Raw genomic sequence first — 20,955 nt, 5'->3', positions numbered from 1 at the left:
TTCCATCAACCCTGCAACCAAACCCCCAAATCAACCTTGACAAATCAGACAGTCGCTGAGTGAAGCGAAGAATCTCAGCGCCTCTACGTCGTGAAACATCGACCGGGTGTATGGGATTTTCGGACGTGGGAGCGCGATGAGACGTGGGTTAGAAATGTAAGTTTGCCAAACCTCCCCGTATCCGGATAACTTGGTGAGTTTCGCAGCCAGGGAGAAGGAATGTCCGAAAAACAGTTGGTTTACCAGTCCGGATTTGGCAACGAGTTCGCCACCGAAGCTGTTCCCGGAGCTCTGCCCCACGGGCAGAATGCGCCGCAGAAATCTGCGCTCGGTCTGTACACCGAGCAATTCAGCGGAACACCCTTCACCGCTCCGCGCGCCAGCAATCGGCGCACCTGGACCTATCGCATCCGTCCCTCCGTAACCCACAAGCCGTATCAGGAAATCGACGCGAAGATGATTCGCAGCGGTCCCTTCGCTGAAGTCCCCACTCCGCCGAATCAACTGCGCTGGAATCCTCTGCCGATTCCTGAAACGCGAACCGATTTCGTCGATGGCATCGTCACCCTTGGAGGCAACGGCGATCCTGCCTTCCAAACCGGCGTCGCCGTCCATCTCTACGCGGCGAATGCATCGATGCGCGACCGCTTCTTCTACAACGCCGACGGCGAGTTGCTGATCGTCCCGCAGGATGGCCTCCTGCTTCTCCATACTGAGCTGGGAATTCTCTCGATCGCTCCCGGCGAGATCGGCGTAATTCCGCGCGGCGTGAAGTTCCGCGTTGAGATCGAAGCGAAGGCTGCACGCGGCTATCTCTGCGAGAACTATGGCTTGCCGTTCCGTCTGCCTGAGCTTGGCCCCATCGGCGCGAATGGACTCGCGAACTCTCGGGACTTCCTCACTCCTGTCGCTGCATATGAGGATCGCGACGGCTCGTTTCAGATCGTAAGCAAATTCCTGGGCGGCCTGTGGGTCGCCGAGATCGATCACTCTCCACTCGATGTCGTCGCCTGGCACGGCAATTACGCGCCCTACAAATATGATCTGAAAAACTTCAATTGCATCAACTCGGTGAGCTTCGATCACCCCGACCCATCGATCTACACTGTCCTCACGGCCCCGGCCGTAAACCCCGGCACCGCGAATGTCGATTTCGCCATCTTCCCGCCGCGATGGATGGTCGCTGAGCACACCTTTCGCCCGCCGTGGTTCCATCGCAACATGATGAACGAGTTTATGGGGCTGGTCTTCGGACAATACGACGCGAAGGCCGAAGGCTTCGTGCCCGGCGGGGCGAGCCTGCACAACTGCATGGCCGGCCACGGTCCCGATGCCGAGACCTGGGAACGAGCGACAGCGGCCGAACTCAAGCCGCAGTATCTCGAGAACACGCTGGCCTTCATGTTCGAAACACAATTGGTCATGCGACCGACCAAGTTTGCGTTGGAGACAAAGATTCTGCAGCATGAGTATTACGAATGCTGGCAGGGATTGAAAAAACACTTCCGGACGCCGCAAGGATGAGCGCAATCGCGCGGAGACGCTCTTGATGCAAAGCTGGATTGAAAGCGCCAACGCTCCGCTCACTGACTTTCCGCTGGAGAATCTGCCCTTCGGTGTATTTCGGACGGGCAAGTCTTCCGATGCGCGGATCGGCGTCGCCATCGGCGACACCTTACTCGATCTCTTCGCCGCAGATGAATCGCATCTGCTCGACGGCTTGGCGAAAGAAACCGTCGCGGCCTGCCGTCGAGATTCGCTCAATCACCTGATGTCTCTCGGCAGGAAAGCCTCGTCTTCGCTTCGCGCACGCCTGATGGATCTGCTCTCCGATCCAGGTGCGAAACAGAAAGTCGAGCCCTTGCTGCAGAAACAGGTCGACATCGAGATGCAGTTGCCCGCTCACATCGGCGATTACACTGACTTCTACGCATCCATCTATCACGCCACAAACGTAGGCCGTCTCTTCCGCCCGGACAATCCGCTCTTGCCCAGTTACAAATATGTCCCCATCGGCTATCACGGCCGCGCCTCATCGATTGTGGTGAGCGGAGCGGACATTCATCGGCCCAGCGGACAGACTAAGACTGCAGAAGCAGACACGCCGCACTTCGCTCCCACACAAGCGCTCGATTACGAGCTGGAAGTAGGCTTCTTCATCGGCGGGGGAAACGCCCATGGATGCTCCATCCCCATCGATGAAGCCGAAGCGCATATCTTTGGATTTTGCCTGGTGAATGACTGGTCCGCTCGCGACATTCAAGCCTGGGAGTATCAGCCGCTGGGACCGTTTCTGGCCAAGAGCTTCGCTACGTCCATCTCCCCATGGGTAGTAACGATGGATGCCCTGGCGCCATTCCGCGCTCCTGCTTTTCGACGCGCCGAGGGCGATCCTGCGCCATTGCCGTATCTCAATTCGTCAGTCGATCAAACCAGTGGGGGCTTTGATGTAAAGCTTGAAGTTTGGCTGCGCACAGAGCGGATGCGGCGCGAGAATACCGAGGCTGTTCGTCTAAGTCAAAGCAATCTGCAGGATTTGTACTGGACACCGGCACAAATGCTCGCGCACCACACCGGCAACGGCTGCAACATGCGCAGCGGCGATCTGCTTGCGAGCGGAACAGTTTCGGGTTCCACTGACGATTCGCGAGGCAGCCTGCTCGAAATCACTCGCCGCGGGGCAGAGCTGCTTCAGTTGCCCAACGGAGAGGCGCGCAGCTTTCTCGAAGACGGAGACGAAGTGACGCTTCGCGGCTACTGCGAACGCGAGGGGCAAGCACGCATCGGATTTGGATCTTGCAGCGGAACCATCCGTGCAGCCACGCCCAGTTGCGAAAACGTGGAGAGCCTATCCAAACAGAGGATAGGCGGGGAAGCTACACCCTAAACCTTATCCCTCTACCCTGCCTTATTGGGTCCGTTCAAACTCCACGTAATTGCGCCCGAAATAGAGCCGATACTTGCCTGGGGCGCTTCCCGCCACTACTTGTAGCGGAGTAGGGCGATGCAGTTTGGCGTCGTTCGCCGCCGCGGTCTGGATCAGATCGTGAGCGCCAAGATCCTGCACCACAAATTGCAGTGAGTCCGCGCTCCTCACAATGCCCGCTCCATACGCGCCCGGTGCGAGTGTGTGCCCACCAAAAGACAATGGCACTTCCGTGATGAGATAAGCCTGATACTTCTCCTGAATGCCGGTGGAGTAGCCCGAGTTATCGACCAGGCTGGCGAGAGCGTAGCGTCCGTCTGCAAATCGAACGCCGCCGGCGTTGCGTATCTGCGTGGTCGCTGTCTGCCCGCGAAAGAAAACAGAACCGGGTATCAGCTTCACCATATCGGCGGAGTGCAGGATAGCTTCCGGCTGTGGCGTGGCGGATTGGGCAAGAGAGGGAAGCGTCGCAACCGAAAAAGTGAGACAGAGCAGAAGTCCGACAGCCCGAATACTGGAAACAAAACGCATCGAGAGTGACCCTTTCTTCTAACCCCTCGGAGTATAAATTGCCGCCACGCGATCCGCATCGATCTTTCCGCAGGCCGTAGAAATCGCGCAGTGACGTGCGGATGGAATGCAGACAGTTGCGGCAGCCCACGTAGGAGCTGCCGCAAAGACTTTCCCCGATGCGTGCTAACCGTCGAGCCGGCTCGTCGAGGCGACGCGGGAATACCAGTGGCCTGAATCCTTGATCGTCCGCTTCTGGTCGCGGAAATCGACATACACCAGACCGAATCGCTGGCTGTAGCCCTCGGCCCACTCGTAGTTATCAAGCAGGCTCCACGCATGGTAGCCGCGCACATTCGCTCCGTCTTTGATGGCGCGCGCCAGCTCCGCCAGATGCCCGCGATAAAATTCGATGCGGCGCGGGTCGGGAGCCTTCGAAGGATCTTCCGGCAGAGGCCCATCGGAGTAGGAGCAGCCATTCTCGGTGATCTCGATAATCGGCTTGTCGTATTCGTTCGAGATGCGCGTCACGATGTCGTAAAGGCCGCGCGGCCACACCTCCCATCCGTTGTAGGTGACCGGCCCTTCCGCCGGCATCCATTCATGGTAGTGCGTGTAAGGATCGCCGCCATTGCCTGCATCTGCGACGATGTGACGGTTGTAGTAGTTGATGCCAATCCAATCCAGCGGCGCCTGCATGATCTTTCCATCGCCGTCGCGCACACCCATCACGTCGTAGGGAGGATTCCCGACAAATGCCTTCGGATATTCACCGTGCTTCGCCGTATAGAGGAAGAAGACATTATTGATGGCGTGGTAGCGATCCGCCGCGGCACGATCCGCCGCGCTGTCGCTTGCGGGAGTCGGCGGTGACATGCTGTAAGCCGAGCCTATCTGCGCCTTCGGCGATACGGCCTTCATTGCGCGGAAAGCCTCGCCCTGCGCCAGGTTAACGGTGTGCGCTGCCTTCAGGAATAGATTGAAGTCCTTCCTTCCCGGAGCGTGAACGCCCGTTCCGTATCCCAGATTCGTGAACACCCACGGCTCATTGAAGATGGCCCATGTCGTCACCCGGTCGCCCAGGGTCTTCGCGACGATTGCCGAGTAGTCGGCGAAGTGCTTGTACAGATCGCGATTCGGCCAGCCGCCCCGGTCTTCGAGAGCCTGCGGCAGATCCCAATGAAACACCGTGCACATGGGGCGAATCCCTGCGCCGAGCAGCTCGTCGACATAGCGGCTATAGAAATCCAATCCCTTTTGATTCACTTGCCCGGTGCCGGTCGGCTGAATACGCGCCCACGTGACGGAGAAGCGGCAGCTTTTCTGGTTCATCTGCTTCATCAGGGCGATGTCTTCTTTGTAGCGATGGTAGGAGTCGCAGGCTACATCGCCCGTATCGCCGCCCTTTACCTTGCCCACGGTGTGCGAGAATGTGTCCCAGATCGATGGGCCTTTACCATCCGCCTTCCACGCGCCTTCCACTTGATAGGAAGCGGTTGCGGTGCCCCATAAAAATCCCTCAGGAAAGCGCGCACCGGCCACATCGATGGCAGGCATCGCTCCGTCACTTGCACCGAAAGGCATAGGGTTCGCAGCCATGGCGTATCGGGAGAAGGCGGCGCTCCCGGCTACAGCGGCAGAGTAGTTGAGAAATTGGCGGCGGTTGATCAACGTCGGCTCTCCTGTGAGAAAGGAAAGCCTAGCATCCCAGCGTTACGTTAGTAAAACTGTTTACTGCTATGCGAAACCGAGGCCGGCAAGGATGCCGGCAAAATATTTTCGATCAGCACGCCGAACAGAACGACTGCCATCGCTACCAGAGGCACGACGAACGCGATGCGCAGCGACCCTGAGCCCTCCGATAAAAGACCGGTGAGCCAGGGAAGAACCGCCCCGCCGGCGCCGGAGATGGCAAAGATCCAGCCACTGCTGCGAGACCGGTCCACCCTGGCCAGCATCCTGGCAGTGGCCAGCGGAAAGATCGGGGAGCATCCCAGGCCGGCTATGACAATCGCCACCAGAGCAACCGTCGCGTTATGAGGCCGGAGCAGGAGGAGCATGCCAGCCATTGCGGCGACAATGCCGCCCACCAGCACCCACATCTCCGAGAGGACGAGTAAGAGCGTGGCAAGGACAGCCCGTCCCGCCACTATCGCCAGCCAGAAAGCCGAAACCACGAGACTGGACCTGGCCACGCCGAGATTTTCGAAACGGTGAGCGTAGGTCGCGATCCAGCCGGCGATGGCCGTCTCAGCTCCGACATAGACAAAGAGAATGACGCTGAAGAGCAGGAATATCTGCGCACTCATCGTTGGAGAAACCCTCTTCGTCGCCCGATCGAGGGGCAATTCCGATTTCTTTAACAGCGGAGTAAACCTGCCGGCCAGCAGAAGGCTGGCTGCGGCAACCGTAAGCAGAAAAATTCGCAGCGCGTTCTGCCGTTCGGCGATGGCCACGAGTTGTGGAGCGACCACCGCGCCCAGTCCCCAGAAGAAGTTGGTGCGCGTCAGCAGCGGCCCGCGCTTCTCGGGATACTCGGTCCCAAAGATGACGTTGGTCGCCGTGACCGCCCCGCTGATGCCCATGCCCATCAGCGACAACCCCACCAGCGCAGAGCGATAGCTGTTGAGCGAGAAAACTGCCAGCCCGATGGCGATGGCTGCATATCCCAACACCACGCAGTAGCGGCGATAGTACGACGAAGCGATCGCCCCGAGAATAGAGGCCGTAAACTGCGCGGTGAACAACGACCCCGCCTGCGCATCGGTGAGCTGCCAGCGCGTGCTGATGGCGGGAAGCACCGCTCCCAGCAGCACCGTGGCCAGCCCGCCCAAAGACATGCCAGCATAAAAAGGAGTGGAGGGAAGAGATTCGAACTGTGCCGGTTTGGAGCGGGACTGCATGAACGGAAAGCTCAACTTTGTCGCGCAGGCCGCCGCGGGTTAGGAGGCAGCGTCGACTCGCGGATAATCAGCTCGGGAACAATGGCGACGTTCTCCGGGTAGTCTTTGGCGCCACGCAGTCTTTGCAGTAGTATGCGCGCGGCGGTCGTGCCCATGTTGTGGAGCGGCTGGCGGATCGTGGTCAGGCTCGGATTGTGATACGCAGCGCCTTGAATGTCGTCGAAGCCGACAATCGAAACGTCTTCGGGAACGCGAATGTTATGGTCGCGAAACGCGCGGATGGCCCCGATCGCCGCGATATCGTTGAACGAAACCAGCGCCGTAAACGGACGTTTCTGGCTGAGCAGCTGTTGAACCACCGGATAACCCAGCTCTGGCGACGAAATGTTGAGCTGCAATTGCACCACCAGCTCGGGATATACCTCGATGCCCAGCTCCTTCGCTGCGGCCAACAGACTCTTCCAGCGGTCGTCGGCGTCGGAGCTGAAAGTCTGTCCTCGCATGAACGCAATCTGTCTGTGCCCCAGCTGATAGAGATGCCGCAGCGCAAGCTCCGCCGCGCGGCGATGATCCAGCAGGATGCTGGTGACGCCTTCGATCTTGCGCGGCCCGGCTACCGCGACTACCGGCAATGGCAGGCTATGCTTCAGCGCGGTGTCGATGGCGATGAACCCCTCCACCGAGCGATCCATCAGCAGCCGTGGATATTCTTCGATCAGATCCGCCTTGCGCCGATGGCTGGCCGCGAGATAGAAGTATCCTTCCTCGAGCAGCACCTCTTCGATGCCGCTCATCACCTGCACCGAATAGCCGTCACTCAACTCCGGCACCAGCACGCCGATGGAGAAGCTTTGTTTGCGCCGCAGCGAGCGCGCATAGAAACTTGGCCGGTAATCGAATTTCCGCGCCGCAGCCAGCACGCGATCGCGCGTCTCCTGGGGAATCGAGCGCACGCCCGGCGCGTTGTTCAGCACCAGCGAGATGGTGGCCGGCGATAAATCGAGATATTCGCCCAGAATCTTCAGGCTGATCGGACGACCCGTCGACAGCTCGTTCTTATCGCCTGCTGGAGCTGCCTGCTTGCGCTTCGGCATATCAGCCCTTTGTAGCGGCTTATGAACAAATCTGCAACCTCAATCGCTGCGGCCGTTTTATCCTGACGCACTCTTAGAGAAACGGGGCCGAGCTTGAGCACTCGGCGGCTGATTGAGAGTAGCCTCGCTCAAACGATTTCGCAGAGCTTTTGAATAGCTGGTTGAGGAGCTATTCGTAGCGAAGGGCTTCGATAGGATTGAGATTCGCCGCCTTCAACGCAGGAATCATGCCGCTCACCAGGCCCACCACCACCAGAATTCCCGTGGCCAGCATCACGGTATAAGGCGAGATCAGCAACTGGATGTCCGCGCTCTCGGCATGGGTCGCCAACGCGCTGTAAAAGGTGATTCTGCCCACGCCGAAGGAGACGGCGTAAGCCAAGGCGATGCCGGCAAAGCCCCCGACGCCGGTAATGACCAGCGATTCCGCCATGAACTGAATCAGGATATGGCGCTTGCGCGCGCCCAGAGCCTTTTCGATGCCGATCTCCTTCGTTCGCTGTTGCACCGCCACCAGCATGATGTTCATGAGGCCGATGCCGGCGATCCCCAGCGTGAGCGCGCCGATGAACAGCAGCAGCACCTCGAGCGCGATGGTCACGATCTTGAACTGCGAAAGCTGCTGCTCCAGGTCGGCGACATAGATGGCCTGGCTGTCCGATGGCCGGAAATCATGGGTCGCAGCCAGGGCATTGCGCACGGCCTGCTGCACCGCCGCATGGTCTCCGTTATAGTTCAGCCAGATGCCATCGAGATACTTCGGGTCCTTGATGTCGCTCATTGCGCTGAACGGGATGTACGTCTCGCGATTGACATCGCTGTCGCTCTCCTGCATCTTGGGCTGCAGCACGCCGATCACCTCAAAGCTGATGCCGTTCAGGCGCACATGCTGGCCGATCGGATAGAGGCCGCCGAAGAGCTTGCTCTTCGTCTCCGAGCCGATCACGGCGACGTGCGCGCGATTGGCATCGTCTTCATCGGTGAAGAAGCGCCCATAGTCGATGTCCAGGCGCAGAATATCCTGGATCTCCGAGCGATAGCCGTTCACCGTCCACGTATAACTATGCAGACCGGTGGAAACGGCGATGTCCTTGCTGAGCATGGGCGACACATGCACCAGCCCGGGAACGGTCTGCTTCAGCCGGTCGACATCGTCCTGCGTAAATCGAACCGGAGTGCCGGCCTTCGACCCTCCTACCTGCTCCGACGTCCGGCCGGGAAAGACACCGATCAGCTGGGTGCCCCATTGCGCGAAGATGGTCTCCACCGCGCGGCCGAAGCCCGATCCATAAGCGAGCAGCAGCACGACCGTAGCGATACCCCACGCCATGCCGATCATGGTGATCGCGGTGCGCCGGCGGTTGAAGATCATTGCCTCGTAAGCCTGCCGCCAAAGATCGCTTAACATTCTCGGACTCCTGTCGATTTCTATTCCCGGCTTCTATTCCCGCCTCAGCGCTTCCACCGGTTCAAGCGCTGCGGCCTTCGCGGCCGGATAGAGCCCTGCGACGATTCCGCTGATGCTGAGCGCTCCCAAAGCCAGCGCCGCCGACCACGGCACCAGACGCGGCGGATCGAAGCCCTGCATCCCCGTGCCGATGGCCGCACGAAGCAGGTACATGAAGAGCGCCGACCCTCCGATGCCGATAAGTCCGCTGAATCCGGTAAGAATCAGGCCTTCGAGGAAAAACTGAAAGAGAATACTGCGGCTGGTCGCGCCGATGGCCTTGCGCAGGCCGATCTCCCGCGTGCGCTCCGAAACCGAAACTAGCATGATGTTGATGATTCCGACCGCGCCCAGAGCCAGCGTGACAATTCCCACTCCGCCCAGGAAGACATCCATCGCGGTAAAGATCTTCCCCACCATCTGCTCGGTCTTGATGGTGTCCCATTCGTTGAAAGCCTCGGTCGCATTGGCGTCGAAGCCATGCCGGCGCGCGACGATCTCATGCACTTCCTGTTTGGCGATCACATTGTCGCCGCGCAGGCGCGGCTGGTATTGGATCGAGGTCAATGCATCGGAGGGAATGTTTTCGCCCTTGATAGGAAACATCTCCAGCATGATCGTGAGCGGGATATAAACCTTCTGGTTTTCGCCGTCATTGTTGCCGTGTCCGTTCTTTGCGGCGACCCCGATCACCAGGAAGCGAGTTCCGTTGAGCGTGATCCATTCGCCCAGCGCAGGCCGTCCCGGAAAGAGCAGCCTGGCGCTCTTTTCGCCGAGAACAGCCACATAGCTGCGGTTTTTCAGATCGTCATCGCGCAAAAACCGGCCTTCCGCCATCGGCAGATAGCGAACCCCAAGATAATTTGCTTCCGTGCCCACCACATCGCCGCCCGCGGTCTGATAAATGCTCTGCTGCTTGATGTCGTCGCGGTCCAGATATGCAACGGCGGCGCGCACGTCCGGCGCCTGCGTGCGAATGGCATCGGCATCGCGGACGGTCAGGTTATAGGGCCGCATGCCAGTGTGCTGGTTCGGAACCGCGGGAATTGTCCCGCTCCAGAGCATAATGAGGTCGTTGCCAAAGCTGGCCAGCTCGCGCCGGTTGCCGGAGCGAAAACCTTCGCCCACCGAAACCAGCAGCAGCATGGAGCCTACGCCCCACGCGATCCCGAACATGGTGAGGAAGGAGCGTAGCTTATTCGCCCAGATAGCGCGAAGCACCTGCCCGAAAGTATCGCCGAGGCTTTGCATGGCCAATCTGCAATACGGCTGCGCAGACAAAAGAGTTCCGCGAATCTCGCTGATTCGGATCTGCCGAGCCGCGTCAGAGGTAGGACGGGAGCCACGCCGGAATGTGAGCGCGGCCTGCCGCAGTCAGAGGCTGGCTGACCCGGTTCTCGGAAATCCGATTTCCGGGATCAGCCGGCCTCGACGCAGGACGGAAAGCTGATTGGATGGAAGGGACTACTGCTTTTCGAGCGCCGCGACAACCGTCTCCACGTTGGGGGTCGCTTTACCCATATATTCGCTCACCCGAAGGCGCTCCTCCGTTGTCAGCGTGGGGACAAGAGCAAGAATGCGGCGCAGCGTGGTCGATACATCGTCAACGTAATTCATCATGCGGATGGCTTCGCCGGAAAGTGGCATGGCAACTCCTCAATCTTTCTCTTCAAGTCTGAATCTCTATTTTCGTCGACCCGCCCTGCCAAGTAAAGCCGCGGCCTGATTGCGGTTATTTGCCGAGCAGGTTCTGGAACTCCGGGTGCTTCTGGATATAGTCGGCAGCCAGCGGACAGATCACGTCCACCTTCAGCCCCTGATCGCGCGCATGTTCGAGAGCCGTCCGGGCCAAGGTTCCCGCGACGCCCTTTCCGCGCATGGCCGGAGGCACTTCGGTGTGGTAAAGCGTCATCCACCCGTGGCCGTCCATTTCCACTTCGAGATAGGCGACTTCGCCGTTCTCCTCGAACTCGAATCTGCTCTTCGAAACGCTCGTTTGCCGCTTGTCGCCCATAAATTCCAATATAGCTCGCATAATGGCGGAAGCCTCGAAAACATATCGGCGGATTTGCGCATCCAAATGCGGAGATAGCCAGCAAAGTCAGCCCACCACTCCCACCCTAACCGACAGGTAAATTTATGGATGAGACCATCAATGAATGCGTCGACCGCATGCTTCGCTCCAACGCGCGCGCGCCTTTATCCACCTACCGGCTGCAGATGCACGCTGGCTTCACCTTTGCGGATGCGGAGGCTGTTCTCCCTTATTTGAAAAAGCTGGGCATCGGCGATGTCTACACCTCGCCGGTCTTTGAGGCGCGCCCCGGCAGCATGCACGGCTACGATGTCGCGCGTCACGATCGCTTCAATCCCGAGCTCGGTGGAGATGAGGGCTTCGCGCGCTTCACCGGCCGCCTGAAAGAGCTCGGCATGGGCTACCTGATGGACATCGTTCCCAACCACATGGGGGTGGGCAACGATTCGGTCTGGTGGCAGGATGTGCTCGAGAATGGCCGCGCCTCGGAATACGCCGGCTTCTTCGATATCGATTGGACGCCGCTTAAAGCAGACATGCAGGGCAAGCTTCTTCTTCCTATCCTCGGCAAGCAGTATGGAGAAGAGCTCGAAAACAAGCAGATTCAAATCGAGATTGAAGACGGCAAACTGCGAGTGCGCTACTACGAACACATCATGCCGCTTGCGCCGCGCTCGCTGCCACTCCTTTTTCCTCAATCCGAATGGGAAGCGTGGGGACTGCCGGAGTCTTTCGCGAGCCTGCTGCGCGACGTGTCGCATATTCCTCCGCACGATACCGCCGATGCCAACCTGGCCAGCCACCGACGCCAGCAGCTCGTAGAGCTGAAGCCACGTCTCCGCGCCGCTCTCTGCGATCCGGGACTCCGGCCCATCATCGATAAAGCACTCACCCAGGTCAACGGAGTCGAAGGCGATGCGCGCAGCTTCGACCGCCTGCATGAGGTGCTCGAAGCGCAGCCCTATCGTCTCGCGCTATGGCGCGTCTCGTCTGAGGAAATCAACTATCGCCGCTTCTTCGACATCAACGATCTCGTCGGCCTGCGCATGGAAAACCCCACCGTCTTTGCCGCCACGCATTGCCTGATCCGCAAGATTCTCGCTGAAAAGCAGGTCACGGGTCTGCGCATCGATCATTGCGACGGCATGTTCAATCCGCGGCAGTATCTTATCCGCCTGCAGCTGCTCTTCGCCGCCAGCCAGTGCGCCGGTCCCGAAGCCGCCGGACCACTCTCTCCCAACGGAATTGAGGCCGATATTCGCGAGTCGGTGCGCGGCTTCGACTGGAGCTCGATCAGCGGCCCGCTCTATGTCGTGGTGGAAAAAATCCTCGAGCCGCGCGAGGCTCTCCCCGCGGGATGGCCGGTGCGCGGCACCTCCGGATACGATTTCGTTCACTTCGCCAACCAGGTCTTTATTCAGCCCAACAATCTGAAAAAATTCGACAGCCTGTATGCTTCCATCATCGGCCGCACCTCCGATCCCGACGACATCATCTATCGCTCCAAGCTGCTGGTAATGCAGAATGCGCTCTCCAGCGAGACCTATGTGCTCACCAATCTGCTCAGCCAGCTTGCGGCCTCCGACCGTCGCGCCCGCGACTTCACCGACAATGTTCTCGAAACCGCTATCCGTGAGACCATCGCCTGTTTCCCCGTCTATCGAACCTATATCGATGATCGTGGCAGGTACACGCAGCGCGACCGCGCCTTCATTCATCACGCCATCGCGCGCGCCAAGTATCGCAATCCGGATATCGACGCCTCAGCCTTCGACTTTCTCGAGAACACGCTTCTGCTGCAGGAACACGAAGGCTCCGACATCGACCAGCGCGAGCTGTACTTCGCACTGAAGTTCCAGCAGCTCACCGGACCCGTCATGGCAAAGGGCGTCGAAGATACGGCGTTCTACATCTACAACCGCTTCATCTCCTCGAATGAAGTCGGCAGTTCGATGAAGTCTTTTGGGATTTCGGTCGAAAGCTTCCACTCCAGCAACGAAGAGAGGCTGCTCAATTCTCCTGACGCCATTCTCGGCACCTCGACGCACGACACCAAGCGCAGCGAAGACGTACGCAATCGGCTCAACGTAATTTCCGAGCTCGAAAATCGCTGGCCGAGCCTGATCCGCCGCTGGTATCGCATGAATGCGAAGGCGCGTCAGACGCTCGAGGATGGGCGCGTCGCTCCCGATCCGAACGAAGAGTATCTGATCTATCAGACCATCGCCGGCGCATGGCCCTGGGTGATGAATTCGGAGGAAGACCGCAAGAGCTTTCTCGATCGCCTGAAGGAGTACATGAGCAAGGCGCTGAGCGAGGCCAAGATCAATCTCAGCTGGGTGAGCCCGAATGAAAAATACGTAACTGCGGTGCATGCATTTCTCGAGTCGCTGTTGATCCCCACGGAACGCGGCCGCGAGACGCGATTTGTCGAGTCGCTGAACGAGATCCTTCCGCTGCTGCGCATCTTCGGCGCCGTGAACTCGCTGGCGCAGGTGGTGCTCAAGGTGGCCTCGCCGGGCGTGCCGGATTTCTATCAGGGATCGGAGATGTGGGATCTGACCTTGGTCGATCCGGACAACAGGCATCCTGTGGACTATTCGGTATATGCAAACGCGTTAGACACCCTACGCGAGACTGCGGCTGAGAAAGGCGCTGCGGCTCTTTGTGGTGAGCTTTTAAATGATATGAGCGATGGACGGTCGAAGCTGTGGACGGCGCATCGTGCGCTGAGCACTCGCCACGATCTGGGCGAACTCTTCCGCAGCGGAGAATATCTGCCCGTGACCCCGGAGGGCACGATCGCCCAGCACGTAATCTCCTTCGTGCGACGGCATCAAGGACAATCGGTGCTGGTGGTTGTCCCGCGCCTCGCATGCACGATGATGGGCAAGCAGGCAAAGCTGCCGCTAGGCGAGGCCTGGGGCACGGAATCGCTACCTCTTTCCGACTACGCAGGAAAGAATTTCGTAAATGTGTTCACCGATGAGTTGGTCACAGTGACACGCGAAGGAACGCTTCCACTAAAAGAGGTATTCAAGACTTACCCGGTCGCGATTCTGAAGGGCGTCGAGTAACGGTTGTTGGGCTATGTTGATACCTTTCGGCTCCTTCTCAAAAATTGTCATCCTGAGCGAGCGAAGCGAGTCGAAGGACCTGCAGTTTTCCTTAAGTCCGGCTCTGCAGCAGAGCCGCGTAAATACCCCATGCATTTGTGACTCATGAGACTACTGGCTGTCTCAGAAATGGTCGTAATCAGGGCACGACTTCAGTCGTGCCGCTTCGAACCTGTGATGACCGGGCTTCAGCCCCGGAAGAGAGTTAGCGCAGGCGCCGATAAACCATTGATGAGAGCCCTGGCAGCAATCGTTTCTTCAGAAGGAAACGATAGCAATCGCCATGTTTTTTGTAACGCACCGTCATCCCGACGACGGAAAGGAGGAAGGATCTCAGCGGCGTTTCATTCGCCATCCGCGCCAAGATTCTCCACACCGCTCAGCATGAGCGAGCATCACGAATTAGCCGAAGCCTCGCCATTGTCATGCGCAACGACAAGGTCACGATCCGTCACCTCGGAGATCGCCGCAAGTTCTGCAGCGATCTCCGCAGTGAGCTTGCCTTCAGGGCAGCGCCAGCTCCAGTTTCCTCCGGCACGCGACGGCATATTCATCCGCGCCTCGGTGCCCAGGTCAAGAATGTCCTGGACCGGCACCAGGCAGAGATCGGCGACCGACGCCTCGGCCCCCCGGATCATATCCCACACGAAGTCCTTCTTGTTGGTGCCGAGATAAGCCTTAGCCGCATCTTTCTCGACCTTGGTTGCCTCTTCGTCCCACCAGCCCCGCGTCGTATTGTTGTCGTGCGTGCCGGTGTAAACGACACAATTCGTCACGTAATGATGCGGCAGATAGTTGTGCGCATGCTTGTCGGAAAATCCGAATTGAAAGATGCGCATGCCGGGAAAATTGAAGTGCTCGCGTAGCGCATCGACCTCGGGAGTGATCACTCCAAGGTCTTCGGCAATGAAGGGCAGCTCGCCCAGCTCATCGCGTAGCTTCTGGAAGAGCTCCGCACCTGGAGCCTTGATCCATTCGCCGACCACGGCCGTGTCGTTCTCAGCGGGGATCGCCCAGAAGGCCTCAAAGCCGCGGAAGTGATCGAGGCGGATGATGTCATAGAGGGAGCGCGCACGGCGAACTCGGTCCACCCACCAGCTGAATCCCTGCTCCCGCAGCACATCCCAGTGATAAAGAGGATTGCCCCAGCGCTGGCCCGTTGCCGAAAAGTAGTCCGGAGGCACGCCGGCAACGCGAATCGGCGACAGGTCCTCTCGCAGCTCGAAGATGCCCGGATTGTTCCATACATCGGCGCTGTCGTAATTGACGAAGATGGCCACATCGCCGATCAGCTTGATATCGTGCTCGCCGCAGTAGCTGCGCAGAGCGCACCATTGCTCATCGAAGACGAACTGGATGATCTGCTGGATCTGGATCTCGTCGTGATGCTCTTCCCACACCTTCTGGATGGCATCTTTGTCGCGAGTCTTCAGGTCTTCCGGCCACTCACTCCACGAAGCCTGATGGTATTTGCGCCGCAGCACGCTGTAGAGTGAGAAACCATCCAGCCACGTCCAGTTGGTCTTGCGGTAAGACTCGAAACGCTGCCAGTCTTTATCGCTATGCTGATGGAGAAAGTTCTTTGCCGCCTCTTCTAGGAGCGGCATCTTGGCCTTAGCCACTGCATCGAAATCGACGTTGCCATTGCGACCGGGCAGTCCCTTCAAACGGTCGGCTGCAATCCATCCTTTTTCAGCAAGCAGCTCCAGCGAAACCAGCAGCGGATTCCCGGCGAAAGCGGAGAGCGCGGCATACGGCGAGTTGCCGTATCCCGTGGGACTCAGCGGAAGCACCTGCCAGAGCCGTTGCTTGCCGGCAGCGAGAAAGTCCGCAAACTCATAGGCTGCGGGGCCAAGATCGCCGATGCCGCCGTTAGAAGGAAGGGAAGTGATGTGAAGCAGAAGTCCGGACGAGCGGTCGAAAGGCATAGATAATTTCCCAGGCAGACGTTCCAAAGAAAAAAGGCCCGCGCTTCGAGAGATTCGAAAACCACGGGCCCCGGTTGCTTATTTGCCGATTGCTCGTTCCGGTTGCCTGTATTCAGGCTGGGAATTAGCCCGGCAGATTCATGCCGCCCGGCCCTTGCTGCGCCTTGCGGTTGGTGCGAATGCGGCCTTGCTTCTGGTAAGTCTGCTCCAGGTTCGAGACGAAGACCGAGAACATCTCCTCGCGGCGCTGATCGAGAAGCGCTTCCCGCGTCGAGTCGAAGTTCTTCGCCGCTTCATCGCTGGTAGGCTGCTGCTTGTCGACGATCTTCGCCACCACCCCGCTATGGCCGGTGCTGATGGCCGAGCTGATCTGCCCGGGGTTCAGGTCGAAGAGCTGAGGCGCGGCAGTAGCCAGCGCACCGATCTCAGGAACCTGCGCGTCACGGCCAACCAAATCGCTGGTCTTGATGGTCGCGCCGACCTCCTTGGCAACCTTGGCCAGATCGTTCTCGGCATGGGCGCGATCCGCCAGCTCTGCGGTCTTCTTGGCCAGCAGCTGAGGCAGCTGCTGATCGCGGAAGTCCTCAACCAGATGCGACTTGTAGGCATCGAACGTCGGCGCGTGTGCCGGCTGAATATCGGTGACCTGATAAACCGCATAACCGCCGCCGGTCGACGAGCTTTGCGGAGCCGCACCCTTCTTCGCGGCGAAGGCATCCGACAAAAGCTTCGAGCCATCGGGAAGACCCGGCACCACCGAAGCCTGCGACAGGAAGTCCGTCGTCACAACCTCCAGATGGTGAGCCGCGGCAGTTGCCGCCAGCCCCGTCTTCTGCGCTTCGGCAGCCAGCTGCTGCGCAAAGGCCTGCTCCTGCTGGCCTTCCTTCTGGCGGGTCAGCAGAGCCTGAATCTCAGGCTTCACTTCGTCCAGCGGACGTGTGTGCGCGGTCTGCTTCTCTTCCGTCTGGATGATGTGATAGCCGAACTTCGACTTCACCAGGCCGGAAGTCTGCCCCGGCTGCAAGGAGAACGAAGCCTGGTCGAACTCCGGCACGGTCACTCCGTGCTTGATCCAGCCCAGTTCGCCGCCCTGTTCCTTGCTGCCCGGATCGTCCGAGTTCTCTTTGGCCAGCTTGGCGAAGTCGCCGCCATGATGCAGCTGATCGAGAATGCCCTGCGCCTTGGCCTTGGCCGCGGCATCGGCCTTGGGATCGTTGCCGTCGACCTTGATGAGGATATGCCGCACCTTCACCTGGTCATCGATCTGATAATCCTTCTGGTGCGCCTGGTAGTACTGCTGGATCTCCGCATCGCTTACCTGCGGCGCTCCCTGCGGCAGATTGCTGTCCGTGAAGGCGATGTACTGGATCTTGCGCGCTTCGGGAATTGCCGTCGCGTAGCGGGAGGCATTCTGCTTGAAGAAGGCCTGCAGCTCGGTATCGGTGGGATTGATGGTCTTGCGCAGGTCGTCCGAGCTCAGCACCGCGTAATCGAACTTGATCTTCGTCGCCTGCTGCAGGTAGCTGGCGCGAACCTCGGAGTCGGAGACCGTCACGCTGCCGGTGATGAGCGAGCGCAGGCGATTCTCCAGGATCTCCTTCTTTACCTCGTTCTCGAACTTGTCGCGGCTGAGGCCGAACTGTTCGGAGATGAACTCCGCATACTGCGCATCGCCGATATACTTTCCGCCCGGAAAGAGCATCATGCCCCACTGTCCGGAGTGCAGGAAGCGGCGAATATCCTCGTCCGTCACGTTCAGGCCAAGCTGCTTCGCCTCCAGCAGTTCAATGTGCTGCTGGACCAGTCCCTGGCCCACGCGCTGCATCATGTACGGCAGCAGCATGTCGGGCAGCTGCTGGCGCTGCAGCATGCGCTGCGCAAGCTGCTGGACGTCGGTGTTCGAAATCTCATCCTGAGCGGGCATGAAACGCCCCAGAACTCCGCCGTGGCCGATGACCGCGTAGGTGTCGGCGGAGCTGGCATCGTCCTGGAAAATTCCCGGCACCAGGGTGACGACCATGGTGATGCAGGCGACCGCGATAATGACGACGAAAACGCCTTTCACAAAGCGGCTATCTTTTTGAAGGAAACGAATCATGGATGGGTGACGACCTTTACTGTCAAAAGCTCGGCTGCAGCACCAGGCCCACGGCATCGGGCTGCGCGAGAAGATTTTTCCTGGCTTTTACAGGAAGTGCCTTCAGTATAAATGACCCGGTAGCCGGTAGTGTGAACTGTCAGCGACAGTTAGGCCAGTGTCAACACCGTAATCTCAGGCGGGCAGTTGAACCGGAGCGGCAGGCCGACCGACCCGATTCCGCGATTGACGTAGAGATTGGTATTGCCCACCCGGAACAGCCCCTCGATGAACTCCGCGCCCAGCTGGGGAAGAAAAAGCGGGGGTAAAAACGGTATCCGAATCTGCCCGCCGTGGGTGTGTCCCGAAAGCATCAGGTCGACTCCGTAAGGCGCAACATATTTCACGATATCCGGCTCGTGGGTCAGCAGAATCACCGGTTCGCCGCCCGTGATTGAGGCCCGGGGAATGGCGCGATCCAGATCCGCCGAGTGCGAAAGCGCGTCGCCGGTGCCGGCAAACCACAGCCGTTTCCCATCCCGCTCCAGGGGCTCGGATCGGTTGGTCAGCACGGGAATGTTATGGCTTAGTAGCGCATCTGTAACGATCTTCGAGTTGAAGGCGTAGTCATGATTTCCCAAAACCGCATAGCGAATCGGGCAGGTCACGCCGCTCAGGATTTCGGCACAGCTATAGGCAAAGCGGGCAATATCCTGGGGAGTCCATAGGCCGACGGAAATATAATCCCCGGTAAAGACGACGATGTCGCCTTTCAGCCGGTTCACATGCTCCACAACCTGCTTGATGAAAAACGGCTCGGTGTAATTCGCGTAATGCAGATCGGAGATCTGAATCATCCGCGTGCCGCGAAAGACATCCGCCATTCGAGGCATGGGAATCGTCACATGCTCGACGCTGATCTCATGCCGGGCAATCTCCGCCGAATACAGTGGCAGGCCGATCGCCAGGGCGCCGGACAAAGCCAGAAAGCGGCGTCTGGAGATCGCTGGGTTCGGCTCCGGAGCAGGTATGCCCATCCTTTAATTCTAGCTGGACCTTAGGCAAGAGCGCATGAAAAGCACCAGAAAGGAAAGGCCAGCGTTATCCACAATGGATAAAGATCAGTGTGAATCCCAGTTAAAGAATTCCATCCGGTCATCGGTTGCGAATCAATCGGCGATTCTTTTCAGAGAGGTTCGGAGGGAGCGTGAGGCTTCAGCCTCACGAATAAATTGCCGACAAAGTCCGGTCTTGGTAGATACGGCCTTCAGGCCGTACATAAACCAAACAAAATGAGCGCGGCTTCAGCCGCTGAGGGAATGCTCTTGCTCGCGAGATAGAGGAGGGTTTGTAGACAATTTCACGGCTTCAGCCCCGGAAATTTGCTTCCCAAACCCAGCGCAACGGCATCATAAAAAAGGCCAGATGGGAGATCCCATCTGGCCTTTTCCACGCTGATTCAAAATAGCTTAGCTGATTAATAAGGGTAATATCCCGGAGGCGGCGGGGGCGGATACCCGTAGCCATACGGATAGGGATAAGCCCGCCGAACCAGCCGCGGTTGCTGCGGCGTGCTGGCCGTGGCCAGGCGCTGCGCCTCCTGCCAGGAGACCGGCTGCACCGTGACCGGAGTCGTCAGGTGAAAATCCACCTGCGCTTCCGTGGGCAGCACCAGCCGCGGACCGTTGGTCGCCGCGGATGCTCCCAGGCCTGCGGCTCCGCCTACGCCTGCGCCGATAGCCGCTCCCGCGCCGCGTCCCACAATGCCGCCGATGATCGCGCCAATGGCTGCTCCACCAACGGTATTCGCGGCAGTGTAGCCGGCCTTATTCGGTCCCTTGTTCGACCACACGTCGGTCGCAATCGGATAGCTGCGGCCTTCGAGATTGATGTTGGTCAGGTTGAGGCGCAGAATCGCCGATCCGCCCAGTGCGCCGCCGTCCTTTGCTTCGACGACCTGCCCGGTCAGCACAGCGCCGCGCGGAATGGCCAGCACGCCACCCTGGTAAACGTCCGCGGCGGCGGTTGCCTGGAAGTAGGCTCCATTCTTCACGTGCGCGGTATCCAGCGGCTCACTCAGGCGGACTCGCACCAGAGTCCCTGCGCCCAGCGTAACCGGACCGCTCGGTTGCTGGGGCGGAGGAGGTGCGTTGTAGCCCTGCTGTTGGTAGGGATAAGGCTGTTGCTGATAGCCGGGCTGCGCTTGGTACTGCGGCCGTCCCGTGCCAGGATAGGGCTGGGCGGACGGCGGCGGAGCGCCGTAGCCCTGATTCTGTCCAGGCTGCTGCGCGCCGGTAGCCGGATCTGGCGGCGGCGGCGGAGCCTGATCTTGCGTCGCAGGAGGAGCCTGGTCCTGCGCCGTAGTATCTTGCTGCTGCTGTGCGCTGATGGCGGACGACGGCAGAGGCGAGTTCGGATTGCTGACCGCAATATTGTTCAGGATGCCGCTGACTCCCTGCATCCCGGCCACGATCGTCTCCGCCTGCAGGCGCTGCGCATTGGTCTGCACCGTTCCGCTGAGCGTCACCTGCCCGCCCGAGACGGCCGCGGTAATCTGCTGCCCTTGCAGCGTCGAATCCTTGCTCAACGCGCCGGCGATATTTGTTTGCAGGTCTTTATCGTTCTGCGACATCTGCTCCGATGCCGGAGCCGTCTGCGCCAGCAAGACAGGTGCCGCTGAAAACCACAGGCAGCCGGACAGAAGAACAATGGAACCTGTCCGACGGATACTTGGAATATTGCTGCGATTGATACTCATGTCGCTGACCCTCTTGACTTCATGACTTTCCGCTCCAAGCCACTTCAACATGGACGCGGATTCTGTCCAAAGCGTTACCAGTTTGAACCCTGGACGGCCGAAAAAGTTTTGGGAACGGCTCCTGAGTATTCCCAGAAGACCGTCCCCGGAAGTTCTTGCTC

Annotated in this window: 15 protein-coding genes; 3 read left to right on the top strand and 12 right to left on the bottom strand. The window is 59.3% G+C overall.

The features are described from left to right. Positions 1-219 precede the first annotated feature (219 nt). Both hmgA and fahA read left to right on the top strand, forming a co-directional pair. Positions 220-1,524: a homogentisate 1,2-dioxygenase gene (gene hmgA / locus XX99_RS26470; RefSeq protein ID WP_050062382.1), complete on the top strand. Its 1,305-nt coding sequence runs from the start codon at positions 220-222 to the stop codon at positions 1,522-1,524. 25 nt (positions 1,525-1,549) lie between these two features. Continuing rightward, entirely contained in the window at positions 1,550-2,887 is a 1,338-nt protein-coding gene (fahA, locus tag XX99_RS26465) for a fumarylacetoacetase (RefSeq protein ID WP_050062381.1), read from the top strand. Positions 2,888-2,908: 21 nt separating this feature from the next. Here the strand turns inward: fahA and XX99_RS26460 are convergent, their stop codons facing one another. The 8 genes from XX99_RS26460 to XX99_RS26425 all read right to left on the bottom strand — a co-directional run bounded on the left by XX99_RS26460 (position 2,909) and on the right by XX99_RS26425 (position 10,915). Beyond that, positions 2,909-3,457, bottom strand: coding sequence for a hypothetical protein (locus XX99_RS26460; protein ID WP_050062380.1), 549 nt, complete (start codon positions 3,455-3,457; stop codon positions 2,909-2,911). A 165-nt stretch (positions 3,458-3,622) separates the two neighbouring features. After that, a complete protein-coding gene (locus XX99_RS26455) occupies positions 3,623-5,107 on the bottom strand; it encodes a GH1 family beta-glucosidase (protein WP_231581634.1) in 1,485 nt (494 codons plus the stop codon). A 47-nt stretch (positions 5,108-5,154) separates the two neighbouring features. Further along, positions 5,155-6,339 (bottom strand): MFS transporter, encoded by a 1,185-nt coding sequence (locus tag XX99_RS26450; protein WP_156186224.1) that lies wholly within the window; start codon positions 6,337-6,339, stop codon positions 5,155-5,157. A gap of 11 nt (positions 6,340-6,350) precedes the next feature. Beyond that, positions 6,351-7,433, bottom strand: coding sequence for a LacI family DNA-binding transcriptional regulator (locus XX99_RS26445; RefSeq protein ID WP_050062378.1), 1,083 nt, complete (start codon positions 7,431-7,433; stop codon positions 6,351-6,353). A gap of 169 nt (positions 7,434-7,602) precedes the next feature. Further along, positions 7,603-8,841, bottom strand: coding sequence for an ABC transporter permease (locus XX99_RS26440; protein ID WP_050062377.1), 1,239 nt, complete (start codon positions 8,839-8,841; stop codon positions 7,603-7,605). A gap of 33 nt (positions 8,842-8,874) precedes the next feature. Next, the gene (locus XX99_RS26435) at positions 8,875-10,131 is read right to left on the bottom strand and encodes an ABC transporter permease (protein ID WP_050062376.1); all 1,257 of its coding nucleotides are present in this window, start codon (positions 10,129-10,131) and stop codon (positions 8,875-8,877) included. 213 nt (positions 10,132-10,344) lie between these two features. Beyond that, a complete protein-coding gene (locus XX99_RS26430; RefSeq protein ID WP_050062375.1) occupies positions 10,345-10,527 on the bottom strand; it encodes a hypothetical protein in 183 nt (60 codons plus the stop codon). Between the two features lie 85 nt (positions 10,528-10,612). Continuing rightward, the gene (locus XX99_RS26425) at positions 10,613-10,915 is read right to left on the bottom strand and encodes a GNAT family N-acetyltransferase (RefSeq protein WP_156186223.1); all 303 of its coding nucleotides are present in this window, start codon (positions 10,913-10,915) and stop codon (positions 10,613-10,615) included. Positions 10,916-11,019: 104 nt separating this feature from the next. Between XX99_RS26425 and treY the strand changes: the two genes are divergently transcribed. Continuing rightward, on the top strand, positions 11,020-13,992 hold the full coding sequence (gene treY / locus XX99_RS26420; protein WP_050062373.1) for a malto-oligosyltrehalose synthase: 2,973 nt from the start codon (positions 11,020-11,022) through the stop codon (positions 13,990-13,992). 434 nt (positions 13,993-14,426) lie between these two features. On the opposite strand, the gene malQ is transcribed toward treY, so the two are convergent. The 4 genes from malQ to XX99_RS27905 form a co-directional block, all read right to left on the bottom strand. After that, positions 14,427-15,959, bottom strand: coding sequence for a 4-alpha-glucanotransferase (gene malQ, locus XX99_RS26415; RefSeq protein ID WP_050062372.1), 1,533 nt, complete (start codon positions 15,957-15,959; stop codon positions 14,427-14,429). A gap of 124 nt (positions 15,960-16,083) precedes the next feature. Beyond that, positions 16,084-18,057, bottom strand: a complete 1,974-nt coding sequence (locus tag XX99_RS26410) for a peptidylprolyl isomerase (protein WP_050062371.1) — start codon at positions 18,055-18,057, stop codon at positions 16,084-16,086. A 149-nt stretch (positions 18,058-18,206) separates the two neighbouring features. Next, positions 18,207-19,073 carry a metallophosphoesterase gene (locus XX99_RS26405; RefSeq protein WP_050062370.1) on the bottom strand — a complete coding sequence of 289 codons (867 nt, stop codon included), beginning with the start codon at positions 19,071-19,073 and terminating at the stop codon, positions 18,207-18,209. 440 nt (positions 19,074-19,513) lie between these two features. After that, a complete protein-coding gene (locus XX99_RS27905) occupies positions 19,514-20,794 on the bottom strand; it encodes a BON domain-containing protein (RefSeq protein ID WP_050062369.1) in 1,281 nt (426 codons plus the stop codon). Between the last annotated feature and the right edge of the window lie 161 nt (positions 20,795-20,955).

The organism is Silvibacterium bohemicum (assembly GCF_001006305.1).
GTDB classification, from domain to species: Bacteria; Acidobacteriota; Terriglobia; order Terriglobales; family Acidobacteriaceae; genus Silvibacterium; species Silvibacterium bohemicum.
Note: the sequence above shows the minus strand (reverse complement) of the source record. Positions and strands in the feature narration are given on the sequence as shown.

Bases quoted from the DNA above. Each gene is read 5' to 3' on its own strand.
- hmgA (WP_050062382.1), top strand. From the start codon at position 220: ATGTCCGAAAAACAGTTGGTTTACCAGTCCGGATTTGGCAACGAGTTC.
- fahA (WP_050062381.1), top strand. From the start codon at position 1,550: ATGCAAAGCTGGATTGAAAGCGCCAACGCTCCGCTCACTGACTTTCCG.
- XX99_RS26460 (WP_050062380.1), bottom strand. From the start codon at position 3,457: ATGCGTTTTGTTTCCAGTATTCGGGCTGTCGGACTTCTGCTCTGTCTC.
- XX99_RS26450 (WP_156186224.1), bottom strand. From the start codon at position 6,339: ATGCAGTCCCGCTCCAAACCGGCACAGTTCGAATCTCTTCCCTCCACT.
- XX99_RS26445 (WP_050062378.1), bottom strand. From the start codon at position 7,433: ATGCCGAAGCGCAAGCAGGCAGCTCCAGCAGGCGATAAGAACGAGCTG.
- XX99_RS26440 (WP_050062377.1), bottom strand. From the start codon at position 8,841: ATGTTAAGCGATCTTTGGCGGCAGGCTTACGAGGCAATGATCTTCAAC.
- XX99_RS26435 (WP_050062376.1), bottom strand. From the start codon at position 10,131: ATGCAAAGCCTCGGCGATACTTTCGGGCAGGTGCTTCGCGCTATCTGG.
- XX99_RS26430 (WP_050062375.1), bottom strand. From the start codon at position 10,527: ATGCCACTTTCCGGCGAAGCCATCCGCATGATGAATTACGTTGACGAT.
- XX99_RS26425 (WP_156186223.1), bottom strand. From the start codon at position 10,915: ATGCGAGCTATATTGGAATTTATGGGCGACAAGCGGCAAACGAGCGTT.
- treY (WP_050062373.1), top strand. From the start codon at position 11,020: ATGGATGAGACCATCAATGAATGCGTCGACCGCATGCTTCGCTCCAAC.
- malQ (WP_050062372.1), bottom strand. From the start codon at position 15,959: ATGCCTTTCGACCGCTCGTCCGGACTTCTGCTTCACATCACTTCCCTT.
- XX99_RS26410 (WP_050062371.1), bottom strand. From the start codon at position 18,057: ATGATTCGTTTCCTTCAAAAAGATAGCCGCTTTGTGAAAGGCGTTTTC.
- XX99_RS26405 (WP_050062370.1), bottom strand. From the start codon at position 19,073: ATGGGCATACCTGCTCCGGAGCCGAACCCAGCGATCTCCAGACGCCGC.
- XX99_RS27905 (WP_050062369.1), bottom strand. From the start codon at position 20,794: ATGAGTATCAATCGCAGCAATATTCCAAGTATCCGTCGGACAGGTTCC.